This window comes from Streptomyces sannanensis (assembly GCF_039536205.1).
GTDB lineage: Bacteria > Actinomycetota > Actinomycetes > Streptomycetales > Streptomycetaceae > Streptomyces > Streptomyces sannanensis.
Map to the genome: position 1 here is coordinate 4,527,415 of NZ_BAAAYL010000001.1, position 18,257 is coordinate 4,545,671.

Genomic DNA, 18,257 nt, shown 5'->3' on the forward strand with positions numbered 1-18,257 from the left:
GGGACAGCACAGCACCGAGGTTCGCGTGACGAGACGGACGGCGTCCGGGCGGCGGGACCCCCGACCTCAAAGACCGAGCAGCCAGCGCCCACCGCCGACGAGCGAGCAGAGCGACACCGCGTGGAAGAAGAACAGCCACAGCACGGTCGGCACGTTCGTGAGACGCGACAGCTGATCGGCGTCCGAATCCGATGCGTCGCCGTGCCGGCGCTTCATCTGGAGCTCGAAGGCCGGGCGTACCCCGCCGAGAAGCAGGAACCACACCGCCGTGTAGGCGAAAGCAGCCTGCACCCTGTCGTCGGCCTGCCAGGAGACCAGCAGGAAGGCCGCACCCGTGACGATCACCGTAAGCGCCCCGTACGCGTTGCGGATCATCACCAGCATCGCGACGAGCAGCGCCGTCGCCGCCCAGAGCAGCAGCGTGACATGGTGCGCGGCCAGCAGCCAGGCACCGCCGAGCCCCAGCAGTGGGGGCGCGGGGTAGCCGGCCGCGGCGGTGAGGATCATGCCGAGGCCGGTGGGCCTGCCACGGCTGACGGTCAGCCCCGAGGTGTCCGAGTGCAGCCGGATGCCCTGGAGCCGACGGCCGGTGAGCAGGGCGACCAGGCCGTGGCCGCCCTCGTGGGCGATCGTCACGGCATTGCGGGAGAGTCGCCACAGGCCCCGCGGTACGACCGCGACGAGGGCTATGGCGGCCGTGACGAGGACCAGCCACTGATCGGGTGCTGACTGGGTTTCGAAGACATCCATATGTTCGGGTGACTCCTCGTCGATCCGGCGGGTCGTGGCAGTGTGGCACTTATGTGCGGACGGTATGCAGCGAGTCGCAGGCCCGAGGATCTCGCCGGAATCTTCGAGGTCGAGAAATGGGAGCCGGCGGAAACGCTGGAGCCCGACTGGAACGTGGCCCCTACGAAGGAGGTCCACGCGATTCTGGAGCGCCCTCTGAAAGACGCGGAAGACCGGCGTCCGGTTCGCCAGCTGAGGATACTCAAATGGGGTCTGGTGCCCTCGTTCGCCAAGTCGCCCGAGGGCGCGGCGCGCATGATCAACGCACGCGCGGAGACCGTCCACGAGAAGCCCTCGTACCGCCGCTCCTTCGTCGCCCGCCGCTGCATCCTGCCCGCGGACGGCTATTACGAATGGGTGACCGGCAAGGAAGAACGGCAGCTGGAGGAGCAGGGCAAGAAGAAGCGGCCCCGCAAGCAGCCGTACTTCGTGACCCCGGCCGACGGCTCGGTCTTCGCGATGGCCGGTCTCTACGAGTTCTGGCGCGACCGGACCCTGCCCGACGACCATCCGCAGGCATGGTGGGTGACGTGCTCGGTCATCACCGCCGACGCCGAGAGGACCCCGCTGGCCGTCGCCCCGGCCGAGGGGCCGAACTCCCTCGCGGAGATCCATCCACGGATGCCGCTGATGCTCACCCCGGACCGCTGGGACGCGTGGCTGGACCCGGCACAGACGGACGTCGACCGGCTGCGCGAGCTGCTCGCACCGCCGCCGCCCGGTCTGCTGCGCGCGTATCCCGTCACGACGGCGGTCAGCAACGTCCGCAACAACGGCCCCGAACTCCTGAAGGAACTCGCCGCCCCGGAGGAGGGCACGCTCTTCTGAGAGCGCGGGGCACATGCGCGGCTCCGCCGTACCGCCCTGCGGGCGGTGTCCTCAAGCTCCCTCAGCTGGGGGTACCCCCCGGGTACCCCCGACCGGGCAGCAGCCGAAGGGGGGCGCGCAGGGGGGTGGGGTGCTGTCCGGGCCCGGGGTTGCCGCTCTTCGTGCACGTGACTGGTGTGTCCGTCCTCAATCTCCCCCAGCTACCTCCCCCAGCTACCTCCCCCAGCTACCTCCCCCAGCTACCGCTGGGGGTGCCCCCAGGGGTGCCCCCAGGGGTGCCCCCAGGACGGGCTTGTTCGGGTGGTACTGCCCACAACCGGGCAGCGGTCGAGGTCGCGCAGGGGGTGCTGTCCGGGCCGTAAAACGTGATGTGTGACGCGCGAACGTGCCGGTCCGGCCACACCGGCCCCGCCGCAGGCGTTCGCGGGAGGATGGGCACGTGATGCACAGCGAGATCGTCGAGACAGCGGCTGGTGAGGCACGAATCACATGGCACCCGGCCAAGGACGCACACCTGGTGCTGGCACTCAGCCACGGCGCCGGCGGCGGCATCGAGGCCCGGGACCTGGCGGCGCTCGCCGCCGCCCTGCCGCCGCGCGGGGTGACCGTCGCCCTGGTGGAGCAGCCCTGGCGTGTCGCCGGAAAGAAGGTCGCCCCCGCGCCGAAGACCCTGGACACCGGGTGGCGCGACCTCTGGCCCGCCCTGGAGCGGCCAGGACTGCCTGTCGTCGCCGGCGGGCGCAGCGCCGGCGCACGCGTGGCCTGCCGCACCGCGGCCGAACTGGGCGCGTGCGCCGTGCTCGCGCTGAGCTTCCCGCTGCATCCGCCGGGCAGGCCGGAGAAGTCCCGCGCGGAGGAACTGCTCGAGGCCGGGGTGCCCGTACTTGTCGTGCAGGGTGGGAACGACCCGTTCGGACGACCCGCGGAGTTCCCCGATGGGGCGTACGAACTGGTGGAGGTGGAGTCCGGGGATCACGGGTTGTCCGTGCCCAAACGGGCGGACATCAGCCAGGAACAGGCGTTGGAGATCGTCACCGAGGCGGTGGCGAAGTGGCTCGACGGCGTCCGGCAGCACAGCAGCCAGGACCACGGCGTCCGGTGACACGGCGCCCAGGAGCGCGGCGTCCGGTGACACGGCGCCCAGGAGCGCGGCGTCCGGTGACACAGCGTTCGGCAACACAGCACCCAGGGCCGCCGGATCCGGGAATGTTGAGCGCGGGACCTCTGTTGTGCCAGGCGTAAGCCGACCGGTACAGCCGCAGGCACGATGTGAAGGGGAGTCCGCCGCATGGGTTCGACCATCTGCCCGAGCCGCTTCAGCGCCACTGACCTGGAGTGGACGGTGGTTCCGGCGCCCAGGACCGCCCCCATTCGGGCGGCGGATGGACGGGATAGTCGTCTATCCTCCGATTCGAGCGGGTCGGTATTCGGCCCCGCCACGTCGCTGGAGGAGGTGGGTCCGGTCGCTGGGACCGACGCAGGGACCGACGAAGGCCGCGCGGAAGAGACGACCGCGGAGCGCAACGCGCGCTTCGAGCGGGACGCCCTGGGCTTCCTCGACCAGATGTACTCGGCCGCGTTGCGTATGACACGCAATCCCGCCGACGCCGAGGACCTTGTGCAGGAGACGTATGCGAAGGCGTACGGGTCCTTCCACCAGTTCCGCGAGGGCACCAACCTCAAGGCCTGGCTGTACCGCATCCTCACGAACACCTTCATCAACTCGTACCGCAAGAAGCAGCGCGAACCGCAGCGCAGCGCCGCCGACGAGATCGAGGACTGGCAGCTCGCGCGCGCGGAGTCGCACATGTCGACCGGTCTGCGCTCCGCGGAGTCGCAGGCGCTCGACCATCTGCCGGACTCCGACGTGAAGGAAGCGCTGCAGGCGATCCCCGAGGAGTTCCGCATCGCCGTCTATCTCGCCGACGTAGAGGGCTTTGCGTACAAGGAGATCGCCGACATCATGGGTACGCCCATCGGTACGGTCATGTCCCGGCTGCACCGTGGCCGCCGTCAGCTGCGCGGAATGCTGGAGGACTACGCCCGGGAGCGCGGACTCGTCCCGGCCGGCGCGGGAGACTCGGACGATCGGAAAGGCTCGGGCTCATGAGCTGCGGAGAGCCGCACGAGATGGATTGCTCTGAGGTACTCGATCACCTCTACGAGTTCCTCGACCGCGAGATGCCCGACGACGACTGCACCAAGTTCGAGACCCATTTCGGGGAGTGCTCTCCGTGCCTGGAGAAGTACGGCCTCGAGCAGGCGGTCAAGAAGCTGGTGAAGCGGTGCTGTGGCCATGACGACGTACCGACCGATCTGCGGTCGAAGGTAATGGGCCGGATCGAACTGATCCGCGCCGGAGAGGCCGTACCCGAGCAGGACCTGACGGCCGGTCGGGACATGCCGGCCGCCGCAGACGAACAACCGAGCCCCAACGAAAAGTAAGTACGAGTAACGCCCCTCGGGTGCTACGGCGCGACCGCGCCACCGAATCACCCGAAGGTGTAAACCCGCCTCCTCCCGATCTCCGCGGCCCTATCCTCGCGGTCCATGGGCCAAGGCCTACGGGGAGGAGGCGGCGGCATGCGGGCATTGCCGGCGGGCGCGTGCGTCTGCATCGCGGGTGCCGTGGTGGCGGCAGCCCTGTGCGCCGCCCCCGCGCTGTACGGCCCCACCCCCTGGTACACCGTGGCCGCGCTCGGTTCGCTCTATGCCCTGTGCGAGTGGCCCGCCCACCGCCCGCTGTTCCGCGGCCGGGTGCCCGTGCCGGTTGCCGCCGGATCGTTCTTTCCCGTTCTGCTGGCCGCTGCCTGTCTGCTGCCGCCCGCCGCGGCGGCGCTCGTGGCCGTACCGGGCGCACTGCTCGGCCGGTCCGGTGAACAGCCCCGTGCGGCGCGCCGGATCTGGCGGGCCGCCGGACTCGCCCTCGCACTCTGGGCCGCCTCGCTCGTCCATGTCCTGCTCGGCGGGCACGAGGCGGTCGAGGCCTCCGACTTCCCGTACGCCCTGCTGCCCGCGGGAGCCGGGGCCCTCGCCTTCTGTCTGGTGCTGACCACCCTCGACGGCACCATCCGGGCCACCGGCGTGGGGGTGCCTCCGGCGCTCCCCTGGGGGCCACGGAGGGTTCCCGTGCGCAGCGCCTGCCGCGGACTGCTGCCCCCGGCGCTCGCCCCGCACACCGTGCACGGGCTCGCCGGGCTGATGATGGCCGTCCTGTGGCGCAGCCCCTATGGTCCGCCCGCCGCGATCCTGGTCCTGCTGCCGATGTACGTGTCCTGCTGGGTGTTCGCGCAGTACCACCGTGAACGCGCCGCCCACCAGGCCACCATCCGCGCCCTGGTGCAGGCCGTCGACATCAAGGACCGCTACACCCGCGGACACAGCGAGCGCGTCGGCCGGGCCTCCGTGATGATCGCCCGCGAGCTGGGCATGCCCGAGGAACGGCTGGAGGCGCTGCGCTTCGCCGGGATCCTGCATGACGTGGGCAAGCTCGGCGTGCCGACCCGGCTGCTGCGCAAGGACGGCCCGCTGACCCCCGAGGAACGCCGGGTGATCGAGTTGCATCCCGAGTACGGACACGAGATGGTGCGCGGTATCGGCTTCCTCGGCGAGGCCCGGGCCGCGATCCTGCACCACCACGAACGGCTCGACGGCAGCGGCTACCCGTACGGGCTCTCGGGGAGTCAGATCCCGGAGTTCGCCCGGGTCGTGGCCGTCGCGGACGCCTTCGACGCGATGACCTCGACCCGCTCCTACAGCCGCGCCCGCCCGGTCGAGGCAGCGGTGGCAGAACTCGAACGGTGCGCCGGCTCGCAGTTCGACCCCGCCATGGTCCACGCCCTGTCCCGCGCGCTGTCCCGCCACGGCTGGGACCCCACGACCACGGCGGACACCCTTCCGGTGCGGGGCGCCGTGCCGCCAGGAGGAAACGTCCCACCGAAGAGCCCGCTCCCGGCGCCCGAGCCGGCCCCGGCCGAGGACGGCGCCCGGTGACCGGGCTTCTCACGGGCCGGAAAATCCAGCCTGTCCGGCGATCGAGGACCGATCCGTCCGCACCTGCGCCGGTGAGCGGTCGCGTCACCGTCGGAGTGGTGCACGGCGCCGCCGTGGGGCTTGCCGTGTACGCCCTCGGATGGGCCCTCCGGCACGGCTTCTCGGAGCCAGGCCTCGCGGTCGCCTTCGGCGCGCTCATCGCCTTCGGCGAGCTCGCCCGCTGGGGCGGCCCCGGCGGGGAGCGCGAGAGCGCGCCACTGGGCGTCGCCGGAGCCCTCGGCTACGCCCTGCTCGGCCAGAGTGGCGGACAGGCGACCCACCACGGCGTCCTCCAGGCCGTCGTCGTCACCGTCACGGCCGCTCTCGCCGGGGCCGTGCCGCATGCCGCGCGGGGGCGCGGGCCGGGCCCGGACCACCTGGCCCGGCGCGTGCTCACCGTTGCCTTCGCCGCCGCGTGCTTCCGGCCGCTGTACAACGCGGGCACGCTCGACGAGTGGGTCGGCCACGGTCCGTACCACGCGCTCTTCCTCCTGCTCCTGCTTGCGCTCACCGCACTCTGCGACGCAGTCCTCGCCGCCGCGACGGCCCACGCCCGCACCCTCCCCCACAGCTTCAAGAGCATGGGAGGTCCCCCCATCCCCTACGGCCCCCTGCTCCGCGACGAGCTGCGCGCCCTCCTCGGCATCGGTTCCGCGGTCTGCGCCACCGGTGTGGTGATCGCGCTCGCCGTGGCCGTCGCCGGCTTGTGGGCGCTGCCCGTCTTCTGCGTACCGCTGCTGCTGACCCAGCTGGCCTTCCGGCGCTGTGCCGCCGTACGCGCCACCTATCGTCAGACCATCGCCTCGCTCGCCCGCGCCACCGAGATCGCCGGCTACACCCGACCCGGTCACGCCCGCCGCGTGGCGGTACTCAGCCGGGCCGTGGGCCGGGAGCTGGGGCTGTCGGCCCATGGGCTGACCGTGCTGGAGTACGCGGCGCTCATGCACGACATCGGCCAGCTCTCCCTCGTCGACCCCGTCCCGGCCGGGGCCACCGCATCGCTCTCCGCCGCCGAGCAGCGCCGTATCGCCCTGCTGGGCGGGGCCGTGGTGCGCCAGACCGGCGTGCCCGCCGAGGTCGCGGTGGTGGTGGAGCGCCAGGCGGACCCGTATCGCGAACAGCCGCTGCCCGCCCGGATCGTACGGGCCGTCAACGCGTACGACGACCTGGCGAGTGGCAGTCCCGGCGGCCGGCTGACCGCCCTCGAACAACTGCGCCTCCGCACCGGCCACGACTATCAGCCCGAGGTCGTGGAATCCCTTGCCCGTGTCCTGGCCAGGGACGCGGGCGAGGGACGGCGTCGTTCCGTCCCCTCCTGGGTAACCCAGGAGTAATGAGCGCCCCTCCGGCCGGGCATGGTTGGATGCGAAGTGCAGGGGTGTCCGCAAGGCAGGCGGGAATCGTGAGGATCTTCGGCAAGGGAAGGCACCGGCCCTCCGCCTCGTGGCGGCAGGCCACAGACCGCGCGTTCACGCTGATCGGCGACGGCCGGTACGAGGACGCGGGCGCGCTGCTGACACGTGCCGCGGATCTGGAGCCCTGGCTGTCCGAGTCCTGGTTCAACCTGGCCCTGCTGTACAAGTTCCGGCACGACTGGGAGCAGGCGCGCGCGGCCGGGCTGCGCGCCGTCGCGCTGCTGGACAAGGAGACCGGCGCTCCCGACTGGTGGAACGTCGGCATCGCCGCCACCGCCCTGCAGGACTGGCCGCTGGCCCGCCGCGCCTGGCAGGCGTACGGCCTGAAGGTGCCCGGAGGCACCTCGCGGCCGAAGGCCGGGGGAGAAACCGCCCAGAGCGGCGAGCCGACCGGCATGGAGCTGGGCTCCGCCGCCGTCCGCCTCTCTCCGGAGGGCGAGGCCGAGGTGGTGTGGGGCCGCAGGCTCGACCCGGCGCGGATAGAGGTGCTGTCCATCCCCTTGCCGTCGTCCGGCCGCCGCTGGGGCGAGGTGGTCCTCCACGACGGGGTCCCGAACGGCGAGCGCGTCACCGCCGCCGGGCCGTCGTACCCCGTCTTCGACGAGATCGAACTGTGGGCGCCCTCGCCCGTCCCGACCTGGGTGGTGCTGCTGGAGGCGGCGACCGAGGAGGACCGGGACGCCCTGGAGCAGCTGGCCGCCGACGCGGGCTTCGCCGCCGAGGACTGGTCGTCGTCCGTACGACTGCTGTGCCGGGCCTGTTCGGAGTCCCGGATGCCCAGCGGCGAGGGCGACGGCGAACACCTGGACCCGCACGACCACAGCGAGCCCGGCCACCCCGGTCCGCTCGGCCATCGCACGGCCGGATCCGGACTGCTGTGGGTACCGGAACGCGAATGCGGCATCGCGGCACCCGCCGCCCTGGTGCGCGGCCTGCTGGACGGCTGGGTCGCGGACAGCCCGGACAGCCGGGAATGGCGGGATCTGGAAGAGGTCTGCTGACCGCTGCCCGTAGGCTGTACCGGACACGAAACGGGTTCTGAGGAAGGCGTGCGGCGGACATGGCGCAGCAGCAGGAGACGGGCGAGCAGGTGAACGACGGCTTCGTCGTGGACACCGAGAACTGTGAGGAGCGTGAGCAGGCGTACCGCGCACGCGGCACCGCCCGCCCCATCACGGTCGTCGGCAACCCCGTCCTGCACAAGGAGTGCAAGGACGTCACCGAGTTCGACGACAAGCTCGCGGCGCTGATCGACGACATGTTCGCCAGCCAGCGCGCGGCGGAGGGCGTGGGCCTGGCCGCCAACCAGATCGGCGTGGACCTGAAGGTCTTCGTGTACGACTGCCCGGACGACGAGGGCGTCCGGCATGTCGGTGTCGTCTGCAACCCGGTCCTGCAGGAGCTGCCGCCGGAGCGCCGCGTCCTCGACGACTCCAACGAGGGCTGCCTGTCCGTCCCGACGGCGTACGCCTCGCTGGCCCGCCCCGACTACGCGGAGGTCCACGGCCAGGACGCCCAGGGCAACCCGATCAAGGTCCGGGGCACCGGCTACTTCGCGCGCTGCCTCCAGCACGAGACGGACCACCTGTACGGCTACCTGTACATCGACCGCCTTTCGAAGCGCGACCGCAAGGACGCCCTGCGTCAGATGGCGGAGGGCACGCCGCGCTACGAGACCGTGCCGAACATGTGATCTGTCGCCCGTGATGTCAACAGGGCCCGTCTTCGACGGGCCCTGTTGACGTACAACGGCCGCCCCATCACCCTCTCCCGTATGTCCAGACGCATCGCACGATTCCTTGTCAGTCTTGTCATGACCATGGTTGCAGCGCTCGGTGTCACGGTGGTCACCACCGGCACCGCGCACGCCGACGAGTGCTACACCTGGAACCGCACCCTCTCCAAGGGCATGTCCGGCGCCGACGTCACCCAGCTCCAGATCCGCGTCGCCGGCCATGTCGCGTACGGCGAAGTGCTCGACATCGACGGCTCGTACGGCCCGGCCACCGCCGCCGCCGTCCAGCGCTTCCAGCAGGCGTACGGCCTCCCCGCCGACGGCGTCGCCGGATCCCAGACGTTCGGCAAGATCTACGCCCTCCAGGACGCGGACTGCACCCCTGTCCACTTCACCTACGCCGAACTCAACAAGTGCAACTCCGACTGGTCCGGTGGCGCAGTCAGCGCGGCCACCGCCAAGTCCAACGCCCTGCGCACCATGTGGAAGCTGGAAGCCATGCGGCACGCCCTCGGTGACGTACCGCTCACCGTCACCAGCGGCTTCCGCTCCCACGCCTGCAACAGCGCGGTCGGCGGCGCCTCCGACAGCCGTCACCTCTACGGCGACGCCGCCGACCTCGTCGGTTCACCCTCCCTGTGCACCCTCGCCCAGCGCGCCCGCTCCCACGGCTTCAACGGAATCTTCGGCCCCGGCTACCCGGGCCACAACGACCACACCCACGTCGACACCCGCCCCTCCCGCACCTGGTCCGCGCCCACCTGCGGAATCTGACATCACACGCTGGCCGGCTCTCCCCCGAGAGTCCGCGCGAGATCCTCGGGGACCGGCATCGGGGTGAGCAGGCCCACCCGGGTCCGGCCGGTGTTGCCCCTGGGCACCCGGCCGGTCAGCGAACCGGGGCCGGCGACCGCGATACGGACCAACTGGCCGACCGTCTCCGTACGGTCCCGGCAGCGCACCGCCAGCCGGAACATGTGCCAGTGCGCGCGGATGTGCGGCCAGGCCCAGGACTGGGACAGGATGTGCGCGCGCTCCAGGGCGCGCCACATCTCGTCGGTGCTCGTGGCGGCGTACGCGCGGGCCAACTCGCCCTCGAAAGCGGCACGTACGACCGCGGCCCGGCAGACGAACTCCTCGCCGCTCCCGGAGGCCAGGACCAGCTCGCCGCTCAGCGCGACGATCACCTGGACCGAGTGATGGGCGTGCGGCGTGGCCGCACCGATCGCACCCCCGTACACCGGCCGCCCCGGGTGCAGTCCGGCGGAGCCGGCCCAGGTGTTGGTCATGACGTGCGAGTGTACGCACCCACGGGGCCCGGCTCAGTCCCGCGTGACCCAGCCCTTCTCGTGTGCGTACCGGCCCGGTTGCAGCCGGGTTGTCACCTGGCGAGCTCCATCGGCTCGTTGGCCGCCGCTGGCGGAAGCAATGCTTCTACGGCATCCGTGGCGGGAAACGGCCACGGCGCAATCCCGCCTCGGCAGATCATTCCCGCACCGCCCGCCTCTTTGCGAGGGTGTCGCCACCGCAGCACCGAACTAGCAGGGGAGAGCTATGCGCTCGATATCGCGTACGGCACTGGGGGCGGCCACCGCCGTCGTCCTGGCCGTCACCGCTGTCGCGCCGTCCGCGGCCGCCGGGCCACAGGACGACGCGACCGGCAGCAGACCGATCGTCGGCAGCGAGACGGCCCGGGCACGACAGGCGGACAAGCCCGTCACGGTCACGCTCGTCACCGGTGACAAGGTCCTGGTGAGCACCGACCGTTCCGGCCGCAGCGCCGCCACCGCACTGCCGCGCGAGGACGGCAGCGTGCCCCTGCTGGAGACCCGCCAGGCCGGCAAGGACCTCTACGTCTACCCCGAGGGTGCCGCCACGGCGCTCGCCGACGGCAAGGTCGACGAGGAACTCTTCAACGTCACCGGCCTGATCCGGCAGGGCTACGACGACGCGCACACCGACGCCGTTCCGCTGATCGCCGTCTACGACACCTCCGTCGACGTCGCCCGCGCCGTGCCCGCCACCCCGCGCGGCGCCGAGCGCGGACCGGCGCTCAAGGCGGCCGACGGTGTGGCGCTGAAGGCCGACAAGAAGAAGGCCGCCGACTTCTGGGCGGACATCACCTCCCGCCGTACGCGCTCCGGCTCCGACCTGAAGAAGCTCTGGCTGGACCGCAAGGTCGAGGCCACCCTAGAGAAGTCCACGAAGCAGGTCGGCGCCGACCTCGCCTGGGCCGCCGGCTACGACGGCACGGGCACCAGGGTCGCGGTCCTGGACACCGGCGCGGACGCCGAACACCCCGATCTCAAGGGCCGGATCGTCGCGTCCAAGAACTTCACCGACTCCTCCAACGACGGCGACGTGCAGGGCCACGGAACCCACACCATCTCCACGGTGGGCGGCTCGGGCGCGGCGAGCGACGGAAAGAAGAAGGGCGTCGCGCCGGGCACCGAGCTGCTCAACGGCAAGGTGCTCAACGACCACGGCTCCGGGGCAACTTCCTGGATCATCGCCGGTATGGAGTGGGCCGTCGACAACAAGGCCGACGTCGTCTCCATGAGCCTCGGCAACCCGGCCGCGACCGACTGCACCGACCCCCTGAGCGCCGCCGCCGAGGAACTCGCGCAGTCCAAGGACACGCTGTTCGTCGTCGCCGCCGGAAACACCGGCCCGTCCCTCAACTCCGTCTCCTCCCCGGGCTGCGCCCCCAGCGTGCTCACCGTGGGCGCCGTCGACCGTGACGACTCCACGGCGCCCTTCTCCAGCCGCGGCCCGGCCCTCATCTCGCACACCCTCAAGCCCGAGATCGCCGCCCCCGGTGTCGGCATCTCGGCCGCCGCGGCGGGCGGGCGCGGGCCGTACGCGTACCGGTCCATGTCCGGTACGTCCATGGCCACCCCGCATGTCGCGGGCGCCGCCGCCATCGTCAAGCAGCGCCACCCCGACTGGACCGCGCAGCAGATCAAGGCCGCGCTCGTCTCCTCCGCGAAGACCTCCATCCCCGGCGACGCCCGCGAGACCGGCGGCGGCCGCCTCGACGTCAAGGCGGCGATCGACGCCCAGGTCCTCGGCGCCCCCGCCGTCCAGGGCGGCACCTTCAACTGGCCGCAGAGCAACGGCGACCGCACCACCGTCGAGATCCCCTACACCAACACCGGCGACCAGCCCGTCACGCTGGACCTCGCGCTCCAGGGCGTCACCGGCAACGACGGCACCGGCATCCGCTCGAAGATCGCCCGGCTGGGCGGCAAGAGCGTCACCGTCCCGGCCGGAGCCACCGTCAAGGTGCCCCTGGCTCTCGACCCGGCCGCGCACCTGGAGCCCAGCCAGTACGGCGACATCACCGGCCGGGTGCTGGCCACCGCCGAGGGCGTCCATGTCTCCACGCCGTTCTCGCTCTACGTCCAGCCGGAGACCGTCACCCTGCGGGTCAAGCTCGTCGACCGCCTCGGCAAGCCGGCCGCCGGCCCCTCCTCGATCGACGTCATCGGTACCGACGACGCCACCGGCGAGCGCCGCTCCAACAAGGGCGCCCTGGAGCAGGTGTACCACCTGCGCCCCGGCAACTACTTCCTCTCCAGCTTCGTCGTCACCCCCGACGCGGGTGAGGGCGTGCAGTCGGCCGACTCCATCAGCTACCTGGGCCGTCCGCAGCTGGAGCTGAAGAAGGACACCACCGTCGTCCTGGACGCCCGCGACGCCCACCGGCTGCAGATCCGGACCGAACGCCCCACCGAAGTGCGCTCCGCCACCCTTGCCTTCGCCCGCTCCTGGGACGACATCTGGCGGCACTCCGCAACCCTCTCCGGCGGACGCGAGATCCGCGGCTACTACGCCTCCGTCGAGGGCGAGGCCACCGACGGTGACTTCGAGTTCGGCAGCTACTGGCGTGCGGCCGCCCCGTTGATCTCCGAGCTCGCCGTCGTCGGCGGCGAGACCCTGCACCCGGTCACCGCCGGCACCGGCGCGGTCAACCTCGACGGCACGGGTGAGGCCCGGCTCGTCGACGCCGGGACCGGAACTCCGGCCGAGCTTGCGGCCGCCGGGGTCCAGGACAGGATCGCCCTGGTCCGCATCCCCGACGGCAATCTCTCCGTCGCCCAGAAGGCCCGCGACGCCAAGGCCGCGGGCGCCAAGGCCGTCCTCGCCTACCACTCCGCCCCCGGGCGCTGGCTGCCGTCGATCGGCCTCCTGGGCAGCGCCGACGTGCCGGTACTCGCTGTCGAGTCCACCGAGGCCACCGCGTTGCTGGACCGGCTGTCCGGCGGCGAGGTCACCCTCCGCTGGAAGGCCACCGCGAAGAGCCCGTACACCTACAGCCTCGGCTTCCCCCAGAGGGGCGAGCTCGACAAGGACCGTACGTACCGGGTCGAAGACGACCGGCTCGGCCGCACGGACACGACGTACCACGCCATGGGAGTGGCCACCGACTTCGCCGACTTCGTCGTCGCTTCCCGGCCGAACGGGACGGGGATGTTCGTGGGCGGCGGGTTCGACGCCGTCCCGGTGCCCGGCACCCGCACCGAGTTCTTCACTCCCGGCGACACCTCCTGGGCGCACTTCGTCAACAGCAGTCTTCCCTTCGGCGAATCCATGATCAGCCGGACGCGGTCTTACCAGGCAGGCGAGCAAGACACGGAGCACTGGTACGACGGTGTGGTCGCCCCGGTCGCCCCGCGCGACGCCGACGGAAAGCCCCTCCTCACCGCCGAACGCCAGGGCAACCTGATCGGCTTCGCCGCCGCGATGTGGGGCGACAACACCCACCACGCCGCAGACGGGTCGTTCGGCGACGAGGGCAACCTCCAGCTGCGCCGCAACGGCGAGAAGATCGGGTCCAAGACCTACCCGTACGGGGTGTTCGAGGTCCCGGCCGAGGAGGCGACGTACGAACTCGAGCAGAACACCGGCAAGTTCGGGTACCCGGCCAAGGTCTGGCACCGGTCCAACAGCGTCAAGACCGTCTGGAAGTTCCGCTCCGCGCTCGACGAGAACGTCTACTCGCAGGCCATCCCGATGATCTTCCCCCGCTATGGACTCCCCGAGGACGGCAACAAGACCCTCCCCGCGGCGGACGGCCAGAAGATCACCCTGACCGCCACCGGCCACGCCGGCTACACCCCGGCCGCCGTGACCGAGGCCAAGCTGTCGTACTCATACGACGGCGGCACCACCTGGACCGAGGCCCCGGTCGCCGAGCACGACGGCACCTGGAGCGCCACCGTGGACCATGCGGGCGCCTCCGGCAGGCAGGTCACGCTGAAGACCGAGCTGACGGACGCCAACGGCAACTCCGTCACCCAGACCGTGGTCCGCGCCTACGACGTGCGCTGACCGCGAACGGCTCCGCCGGGCGTCCCCCTCGTGGGGGGAGGGACGCCCGGCGGGGCCTTTTCATGAGCCGAGCGCATGCGATGCGGGCCCTCGGAAGGTGCGGCGACAGGCGTTCGGCGTCGTACCGAGCGTGCGCAGGAACTGGTGGCGCAGCGCTGCCGCGGTTCCGAAGCCGGCCCGTGCCGCGACAGCGTCCACCGTCCCGTCCGTCTTCTCCAGCAACTGGATCACCCCTGAGAAGGGCCGGTCAGCACGTCGCGCCCCCGCCACCGAGTGCCGAAGCGCCGCGTGGGGCCCGAGGGCACCGGGACGGATCGCGGGGTCATTGCTCCGCGGCCACCGCGGTGACCATCTCTCGTAGCCCGCTGTCGCTCAGGGGCCCCAGGTACCGGGCCGCGATCCTCCCCTCGCGATCGATCACGATCGTCGACGGGATGGCCTGCGGGTTCAGACTTCCCCTGGGGAAGCGGAGCATGAGTTTCCCGTCCGGGTCGTAGAGGCTCGGGTAAGCGACACCGAAATCCCGCTCGAAGTTGACCGCATCAGTTCTGGAGGTGTTGCGCGTGTTGATCCCGACGAACTCCACGCCCTTGGCCTTGGTCTCCTTTGCCACCTTCGTGAAGTGAGGTGCTTCGAGCCTGCACGGCCCGCAGTGCGAGGCCCAGAAGTTGAGTACGACGACCTTGCCCCTGAAGTCGGATACGTCCAGCTGCCTGCCGTCCAGGGTCTCGCCGGCGAGCCGGGGTGCGGCCTGTCGGTCCGCCTTCGTGACAACACTGCCCGGGCGGGTCACGGACTCGGCACCGCCGGAGCCATCGCTGCCGCCGGTGCTGCAGGCCGCCAGCACGAGTACGGCTGCCGTCGGGACCGCGACGAGTCGCAGAGGGTGGTTTGTGCGCCAATGCCTCGACGGGACAAGGGACGTGAGCCTGGCCGTCATGCAGGAAGTCTTGCACGAGGCTGTGCGGGGTCTTCAGTGCCCCACGATCGACGTGCGGCCGGAGCGGCGAGCGAGCAGGATCGAGATGAGGTGCGCGATCCGTCTGCACCGAGCGAGGACGACGGAGGCGAAACGTTGGGTACGTCATCGGAGAGCGAGCCTCGCGGCACCGCACCGGTCTTCCGCCGCCCGCCTCTCCCGGCCGGCAGCATCATCTGGGAGCCGAGCGACCGCTGGGTACGCGGCACGAAGGGAGACGTCACCGTCGTCGACAGCCGACGGCCGCTGCTCGTGTGGGAGCCCGGCCGGCCGGTGCCGCTCTACGCCTTCCCGGAGGGCGACGTCCGCATGGACCTGCTGCGTCCGGCGGCGCGGCCCCCGGCGGGGCGTCACTCGGGGGCGACGGTCTTCTACGACCTCCAGCTCGGCGGTGAGGTCACCAGGAACGCGGCCTGGTCCTTCCCCGGCGAGCTGCTGGTCGGGTACGTGGCCTTCGAATGGTTCGGCCGGCATGTCCTCGACCACTGGTACGAGGAGGAGACGGAGATCTTCGTCCACCCGCGTGACCCGCACAAACGGGTCGACGCGATCCCCAGCAGCCGGCACGTCCAGGTCGAGATCGAGGGCACGGTCGTCGCCGACACCCGCAGGCCGGTGCTCCTCTTCGAGGCGGGCCTCCCGACGCGCTACTACATCCCGCGCGAGGACGTCCGGCTCGACCTCTTCACCCCCACCGCCCTCCACACCCGATGCCCGTACAAGGGTGTGGCGTCGGAGTACTGGTCCTGGGCGGGCGGCGGCCACGTACCGCCGGGCGTCGCCTGGAGCTATCCCGATCCCCTCCCGGCCGTGCATGAGATCAAGGGCCTGGTCGCCTTCTACAACGAGGCCGTCGACCTTGTCGTGGACGGAGAGCGGCGGGAACGTCCGGTCACCCACTTCAGCGGGATGCTCAACCGAACAACGTCCTAGTCTGCCATCGAGAGCGGTAACGACTCCTACCGCCTCGCCACCACCCGGGCACGGGCCCGGCGGTGGGCGGAGGTACTACACCCCTCCGGCGAACGGATTGCCGTGCCCGGGGAGCTGCCCGCCCGGCGGAACATACCGCAGCCGCCCGTTCTGGTCGGTCACCGGCGTGTGAGTCCTCGTCGAAGCCGACCGAGCCCTCGGGGGCGCGTGGGGAGGACCTGGTCAGTCGGGGGCGATGATGTCCAGCGTGGGGAAGTAGGAGCGGAAGTCCTTTTTGTTGCGGGTGAGGAGCTTGTAGCCCTTCACGGCCGCGTGGGCTCCGATGTAGAAGTCGGGCAGGGGCGCGGTTTTCTGTCCGCCGACCTTCCTGTGCTTGAGGAACGCTTTGCCCGCGAGGAACCCGGCTTCCCATGGCAGACCTTCCCTTTGGAAGTCCTCGGGGGGAAGCGCGGCGTCCATGTCCTCGATGCGCGCGTACTGGATCGACACCTCGGCGTAGACGAGTGGGTTGACGACGATGCCGTCGCCGTCGATGGCGTCGGCGATCCTCTCTACGGACCACTCGGCCCACTTCGGGTCGTCGTGCAACATGTCGAGCAGGACGCTGGAGTCCACGAGAGTCCTAGTCACCCCGCAACAGCTCCATGATCTCGTCGGTGGACATGCCTCGTGTTTCGGGGTTGGTAGCGGTTCCCCGCGCCCTGCGGACGGCACGCTGACCACGTGTCTCGCCGGGGTGACCGATGGCCAGGGGGTGAGCGGCATCACGGGCGAGGAGTTCCAGGGTGTATGCCTGGAGGGATTTTCCGGCTTGTGCGGCGTGGACCTTGACGGCGGTCAGGATGTCGTCCGGTACGTCGCGGATGGTGAGTGCTGTCATACGGCCAGCGTAGCTGCAATGCAGGCAATGCAGGCAATGCAGCTAGTGCAGCTGGTGTGGGGTGCGGTGATCGGCCCCGTCGCCTGGAGGGGACCGTGGCGCCGTCCAGGGCCGTGACCCGGTGAGCGCGTATGCACGTGTGCCGGAACCCGCGTTCCGTTCACCCTGCCGATGTGTCGTGACTGAGGCGGGCCGCCCTCGACGCAACCGTGGGGCAGCCCGCCGCGCTGTCAGGATCGCGTCGCGCGGCTTCCGCCATGCCGTGCCTGCTCCGAACGGCCCTCGAACGCGCCGGCTGCCCCCGGCATCACCGGGGGCAGCCGCTCATCGACGGGGATCAGAAGTCCTCGTCGAAGCCGACCGAGCCCTCGACCGCGACCTGGTACGCGGACGGGCGGCGCTCGAAGAAGTTGGTCAGCTCCTGGACGCCCTGCAGCTCCATGAAGGAGAACGGGTTCTGGGAGCCGTACACCGGGGCGAAGCCCAGGCGGACCAGGCGCTGGTCGGCGACGCACTCCAGGTACTCGCGCATCGACTCGGTGTTCATGCCGGGCAGGCCGTCACCGCACAGGTCGCGGCCGAACTGCAGCTCGGCCTCGACCGCCTCCTTCAGCATGTCGACGACCTGCTGCTGGAGTTCGTCGTCGAAGAGGTCCGGCTCTTCCTTTCGGACGGTGTCGATGACTTCGAAAGCGAAGGCCATGTGGGCACTTTCATCTCGAAATACCCAGTTCGTCCCCGTGGCCAGACCGTGCAGCAGACCGCGCGAGCGGAACCAGTACACGTACGCGAAGGCGCCGTAGAAGAACAGGCCCTCGATGCAGGCCGCGAAGCAGATCAGGTTCAGCAGGAAGCGGCGGCGGTCGGCCTTGGTCTCCAGGCGGTCGATCTTTTCGACCCCCTCTTCTCCGTCCAACGCAGCCATCCACTTGAAGCAGAACTGGGCCTTCTCCCGGATGGACGGGATGTTCTCGACGGCGGCGAACGCCGCCGCGCGGTCCTCCGGGTCGGGGAGGTAGGTGTCCAGCAGGGTCAGATAGAACTGGACGTGCACGGCCTCCTCGAAGAGCTGGCGCGAGAGGTAGAGCCGGGCCTCGGGGGAGTTGATGTGCTTGTAGAGGGTCAGCACCAGGTTGTTCGCCACGATCGAGTCGCCCGTCGCGAAGAACGCGACCAGGCGGCCGATCAGGTGCTGCTCGCCCGGGGTGAGCTTGGCGAGGTCGGCCACGTCGGAGTGGAGGTCGACCTCCTCCACCGTCCAGGTGTTCTTGATGGCGTCCCGGTAGCGCTCGTAGAAGTCCGGGTAGCGCATGGGGCGGAGAGTCAGCTCGA

17 protein-coding genes and 1 pseudogene are annotated in these 18,257 nt (G+C 70.7%); 11 read left to right on the forward strand and 7 right to left on the reverse strand.

Going from position 1 to position 18,257, the window contains the following annotated elements; translation table 11 throughout:
• Positions 1-66 precede the first annotated feature (66 nt).
• Positions 67-750: a M50 family metallopeptidase gene (locus ABD858_RS21475; protein ID WP_345040059.1), complete on the reverse strand. Its 684-nt coding sequence runs from the start codon at positions 748-750 to the stop codon at positions 67-69.
• Positions 751-801: 51 nt separating this feature from the next.
• On the opposite strand from ABD858_RS21475, the gene ABD858_RS21480 reads away from it, so the two are divergent.
• From ABD858_RS21480 to ABD858_RS21520, 9 genes are all read left to right on the forward strand, one after another.
• Complete coding sequence (locus ABD858_RS21480) at positions 802-1,617, forward strand: SOS response-associated peptidase (protein WP_345040061.1); 816 nt, start codon at positions 802-804, stop codon at positions 1,615-1,617.
• Between the two features lie 442 nt (positions 1,618-2,059).
• The gene (locus tag ABD858_RS21485) at positions 2,060-2,719 is read left to right on the forward strand and encodes an alpha/beta hydrolase family protein (protein WP_345044754.1); all 660 of its coding nucleotides are present in this window, start codon (positions 2,060-2,062) and stop codon (positions 2,717-2,719) included.
• Between the two features lie 351 nt (positions 2,720-3,070).
• A complete protein-coding gene (locus tag ABD858_RS21490) occupies positions 3,071-3,727 on the forward strand; it encodes a sigma-70 family RNA polymerase sigma factor (protein WP_345040063.1) in 657 nt (218 codons plus the stop codon).
• On the forward strand, positions 3,724-4,062 hold the full coding sequence (gene rsrA, locus ABD858_RS21495) for a mycothiol system anti-sigma-R factor (protein ID WP_345040065.1): 339 nt from the start codon (positions 3,724-3,726) through the stop codon (positions 4,060-4,062). The genes ABD858_RS21490 and rsrA overlap by 4 nt, the downstream gene beginning before the upstream one ends.
• 138 nt (positions 4,063-4,200) lie before the next feature.
• Positions 4,201-5,610: an HD-GYP domain-containing protein gene (locus ABD858_RS21500; RefSeq protein WP_345040067.1), complete on the forward strand. Its 1,410-nt coding sequence runs from the start codon at positions 4,201-4,203 to the stop codon at positions 5,608-5,610.
• A 71-nt stretch (positions 5,611-5,681) separates the two neighbouring features.
• Positions 5,682-6,983 (forward strand): HD-GYP domain-containing protein, encoded by a 1,302-nt coding sequence (locus ABD858_RS21505; protein WP_345040069.1) that lies wholly within the window; start codon positions 5,682-5,684, stop codon positions 6,981-6,983.
• 68 nt (positions 6,984-7,051) lie between these two features.
• On the forward strand, positions 7,052-8,065 hold the full coding sequence (locus tag ABD858_RS21510) for a tetratricopeptide repeat protein (RefSeq protein ID WP_345040071.1): 1,014 nt from the start codon (positions 7,052-7,054) through the stop codon (positions 8,063-8,065).
• Positions 8,066-8,124: 59 nt separating this feature from the next.
• A complete protein-coding gene (gene def / locus ABD858_RS21515) occupies positions 8,125-8,757 on the forward strand; it encodes a peptide deformylase (RefSeq protein ID WP_345040073.1) in 633 nt (210 codons plus the stop codon).
• Between the two features lie 81 nt (positions 8,758-8,838).
• Positions 8,839-9,573, forward strand: a complete 735-nt coding sequence (locus tag ABD858_RS21520; protein ID WP_345040076.1) for a D-Ala-D-Ala carboxypeptidase family metallohydrolase — start codon at positions 8,839-8,841, stop codon at positions 9,571-9,573.
• 2 nt (positions 9,574-9,575) lie between these two features.
• On the opposite strand, the gene ABD858_RS21525 is transcribed toward ABD858_RS21520, so the two are convergent.
• Positions 9,576-10,088, reverse strand: coding sequence for a DUF3703 domain-containing protein (locus ABD858_RS21525; RefSeq protein WP_345040078.1), 513 nt, complete (start codon positions 10,086-10,088; stop codon positions 9,576-9,578).
• A 265-nt stretch (positions 10,089-10,353) separates the two neighbouring features.
• Here ABD858_RS21525 and ABD858_RS21530 point away from each other — a divergent pair, with 265 nt between their 5' ends.
• A complete protein-coding gene (locus tag ABD858_RS21530; RefSeq protein ID WP_345040080.1) occupies positions 10,354-14,133 on the forward strand; it encodes a S8 family peptidase in 3,780 nt (1,259 codons plus the stop codon).
• Positions 14,134-14,193: 60 nt separating this feature from the next.
• Here the strand turns inward: ABD858_RS21530 and ABD858_RS21535 are convergent.
• Both ABD858_RS21535 and ABD858_RS21540 read right to left on the reverse strand, forming a co-directional pair.
• Positions 14,194-14,358: pseudogene (locus tag ABD858_RS21535) on the reverse strand (AraC family transcriptional regulator); the annotation flags it as partial.
• 97 nt (positions 14,359-14,455) lie between these two features.
• Positions 14,456-15,073: a TlpA family protein disulfide reductase gene (locus tag ABD858_RS21540; protein ID WP_345040082.1), complete on the reverse strand. Its 618-nt coding sequence runs from the start codon at positions 15,071-15,073 to the stop codon at positions 14,456-14,458.
• 210 nt (positions 15,074-15,283) lie between these two features.
• Here ABD858_RS21540 and ABD858_RS21545 point away from each other — a divergent pair, with 210 nt between their 5' ends.
• Complete coding sequence (locus ABD858_RS21545) at positions 15,284-16,045, forward strand: DUF427 domain-containing protein (RefSeq protein ID WP_345044757.1); 762 nt, start codon at positions 15,284-15,286, stop codon at positions 16,043-16,045.
• A 222-nt stretch (positions 16,046-16,267) separates the two neighbouring features.
• Here ABD858_RS21545 and ABD858_RS21550 read toward each other — a convergent pair whose 3' ends face one another.
• From ABD858_RS21550 to ABD858_RS21560, 3 genes are all read right to left on the reverse strand, one after another.
• A complete protein-coding gene (locus ABD858_RS21550; protein ID WP_345040085.1) occupies positions 16,268-16,675 on the reverse strand; it encodes a type II toxin-antitoxin system VapC family toxin in 408 nt (135 codons plus the stop codon).
• A complete protein-coding gene (locus ABD858_RS21555) occupies positions 16,668-16,925 on the reverse strand; it encodes a FitA-like ribbon-helix-helix domain-containing protein (RefSeq protein WP_345040087.1) in 258 nt (85 codons plus the stop codon). Before ABD858_RS21555 ends, ABD858_RS21550 begins: the two co-directional genes overlap by 8 nt.
• A gap of 337 nt (positions 16,926-17,262) precedes the next feature.
• A complete protein-coding gene (locus ABD858_RS21560; protein WP_345044760.1) occupies positions 17,263-18,237 on the reverse strand; it encodes a ribonucleotide-diphosphate reductase subunit beta in 975 nt (324 codons plus the stop codon).
• Positions 18,238-18,257 lie beyond the last annotated feature (20 nt).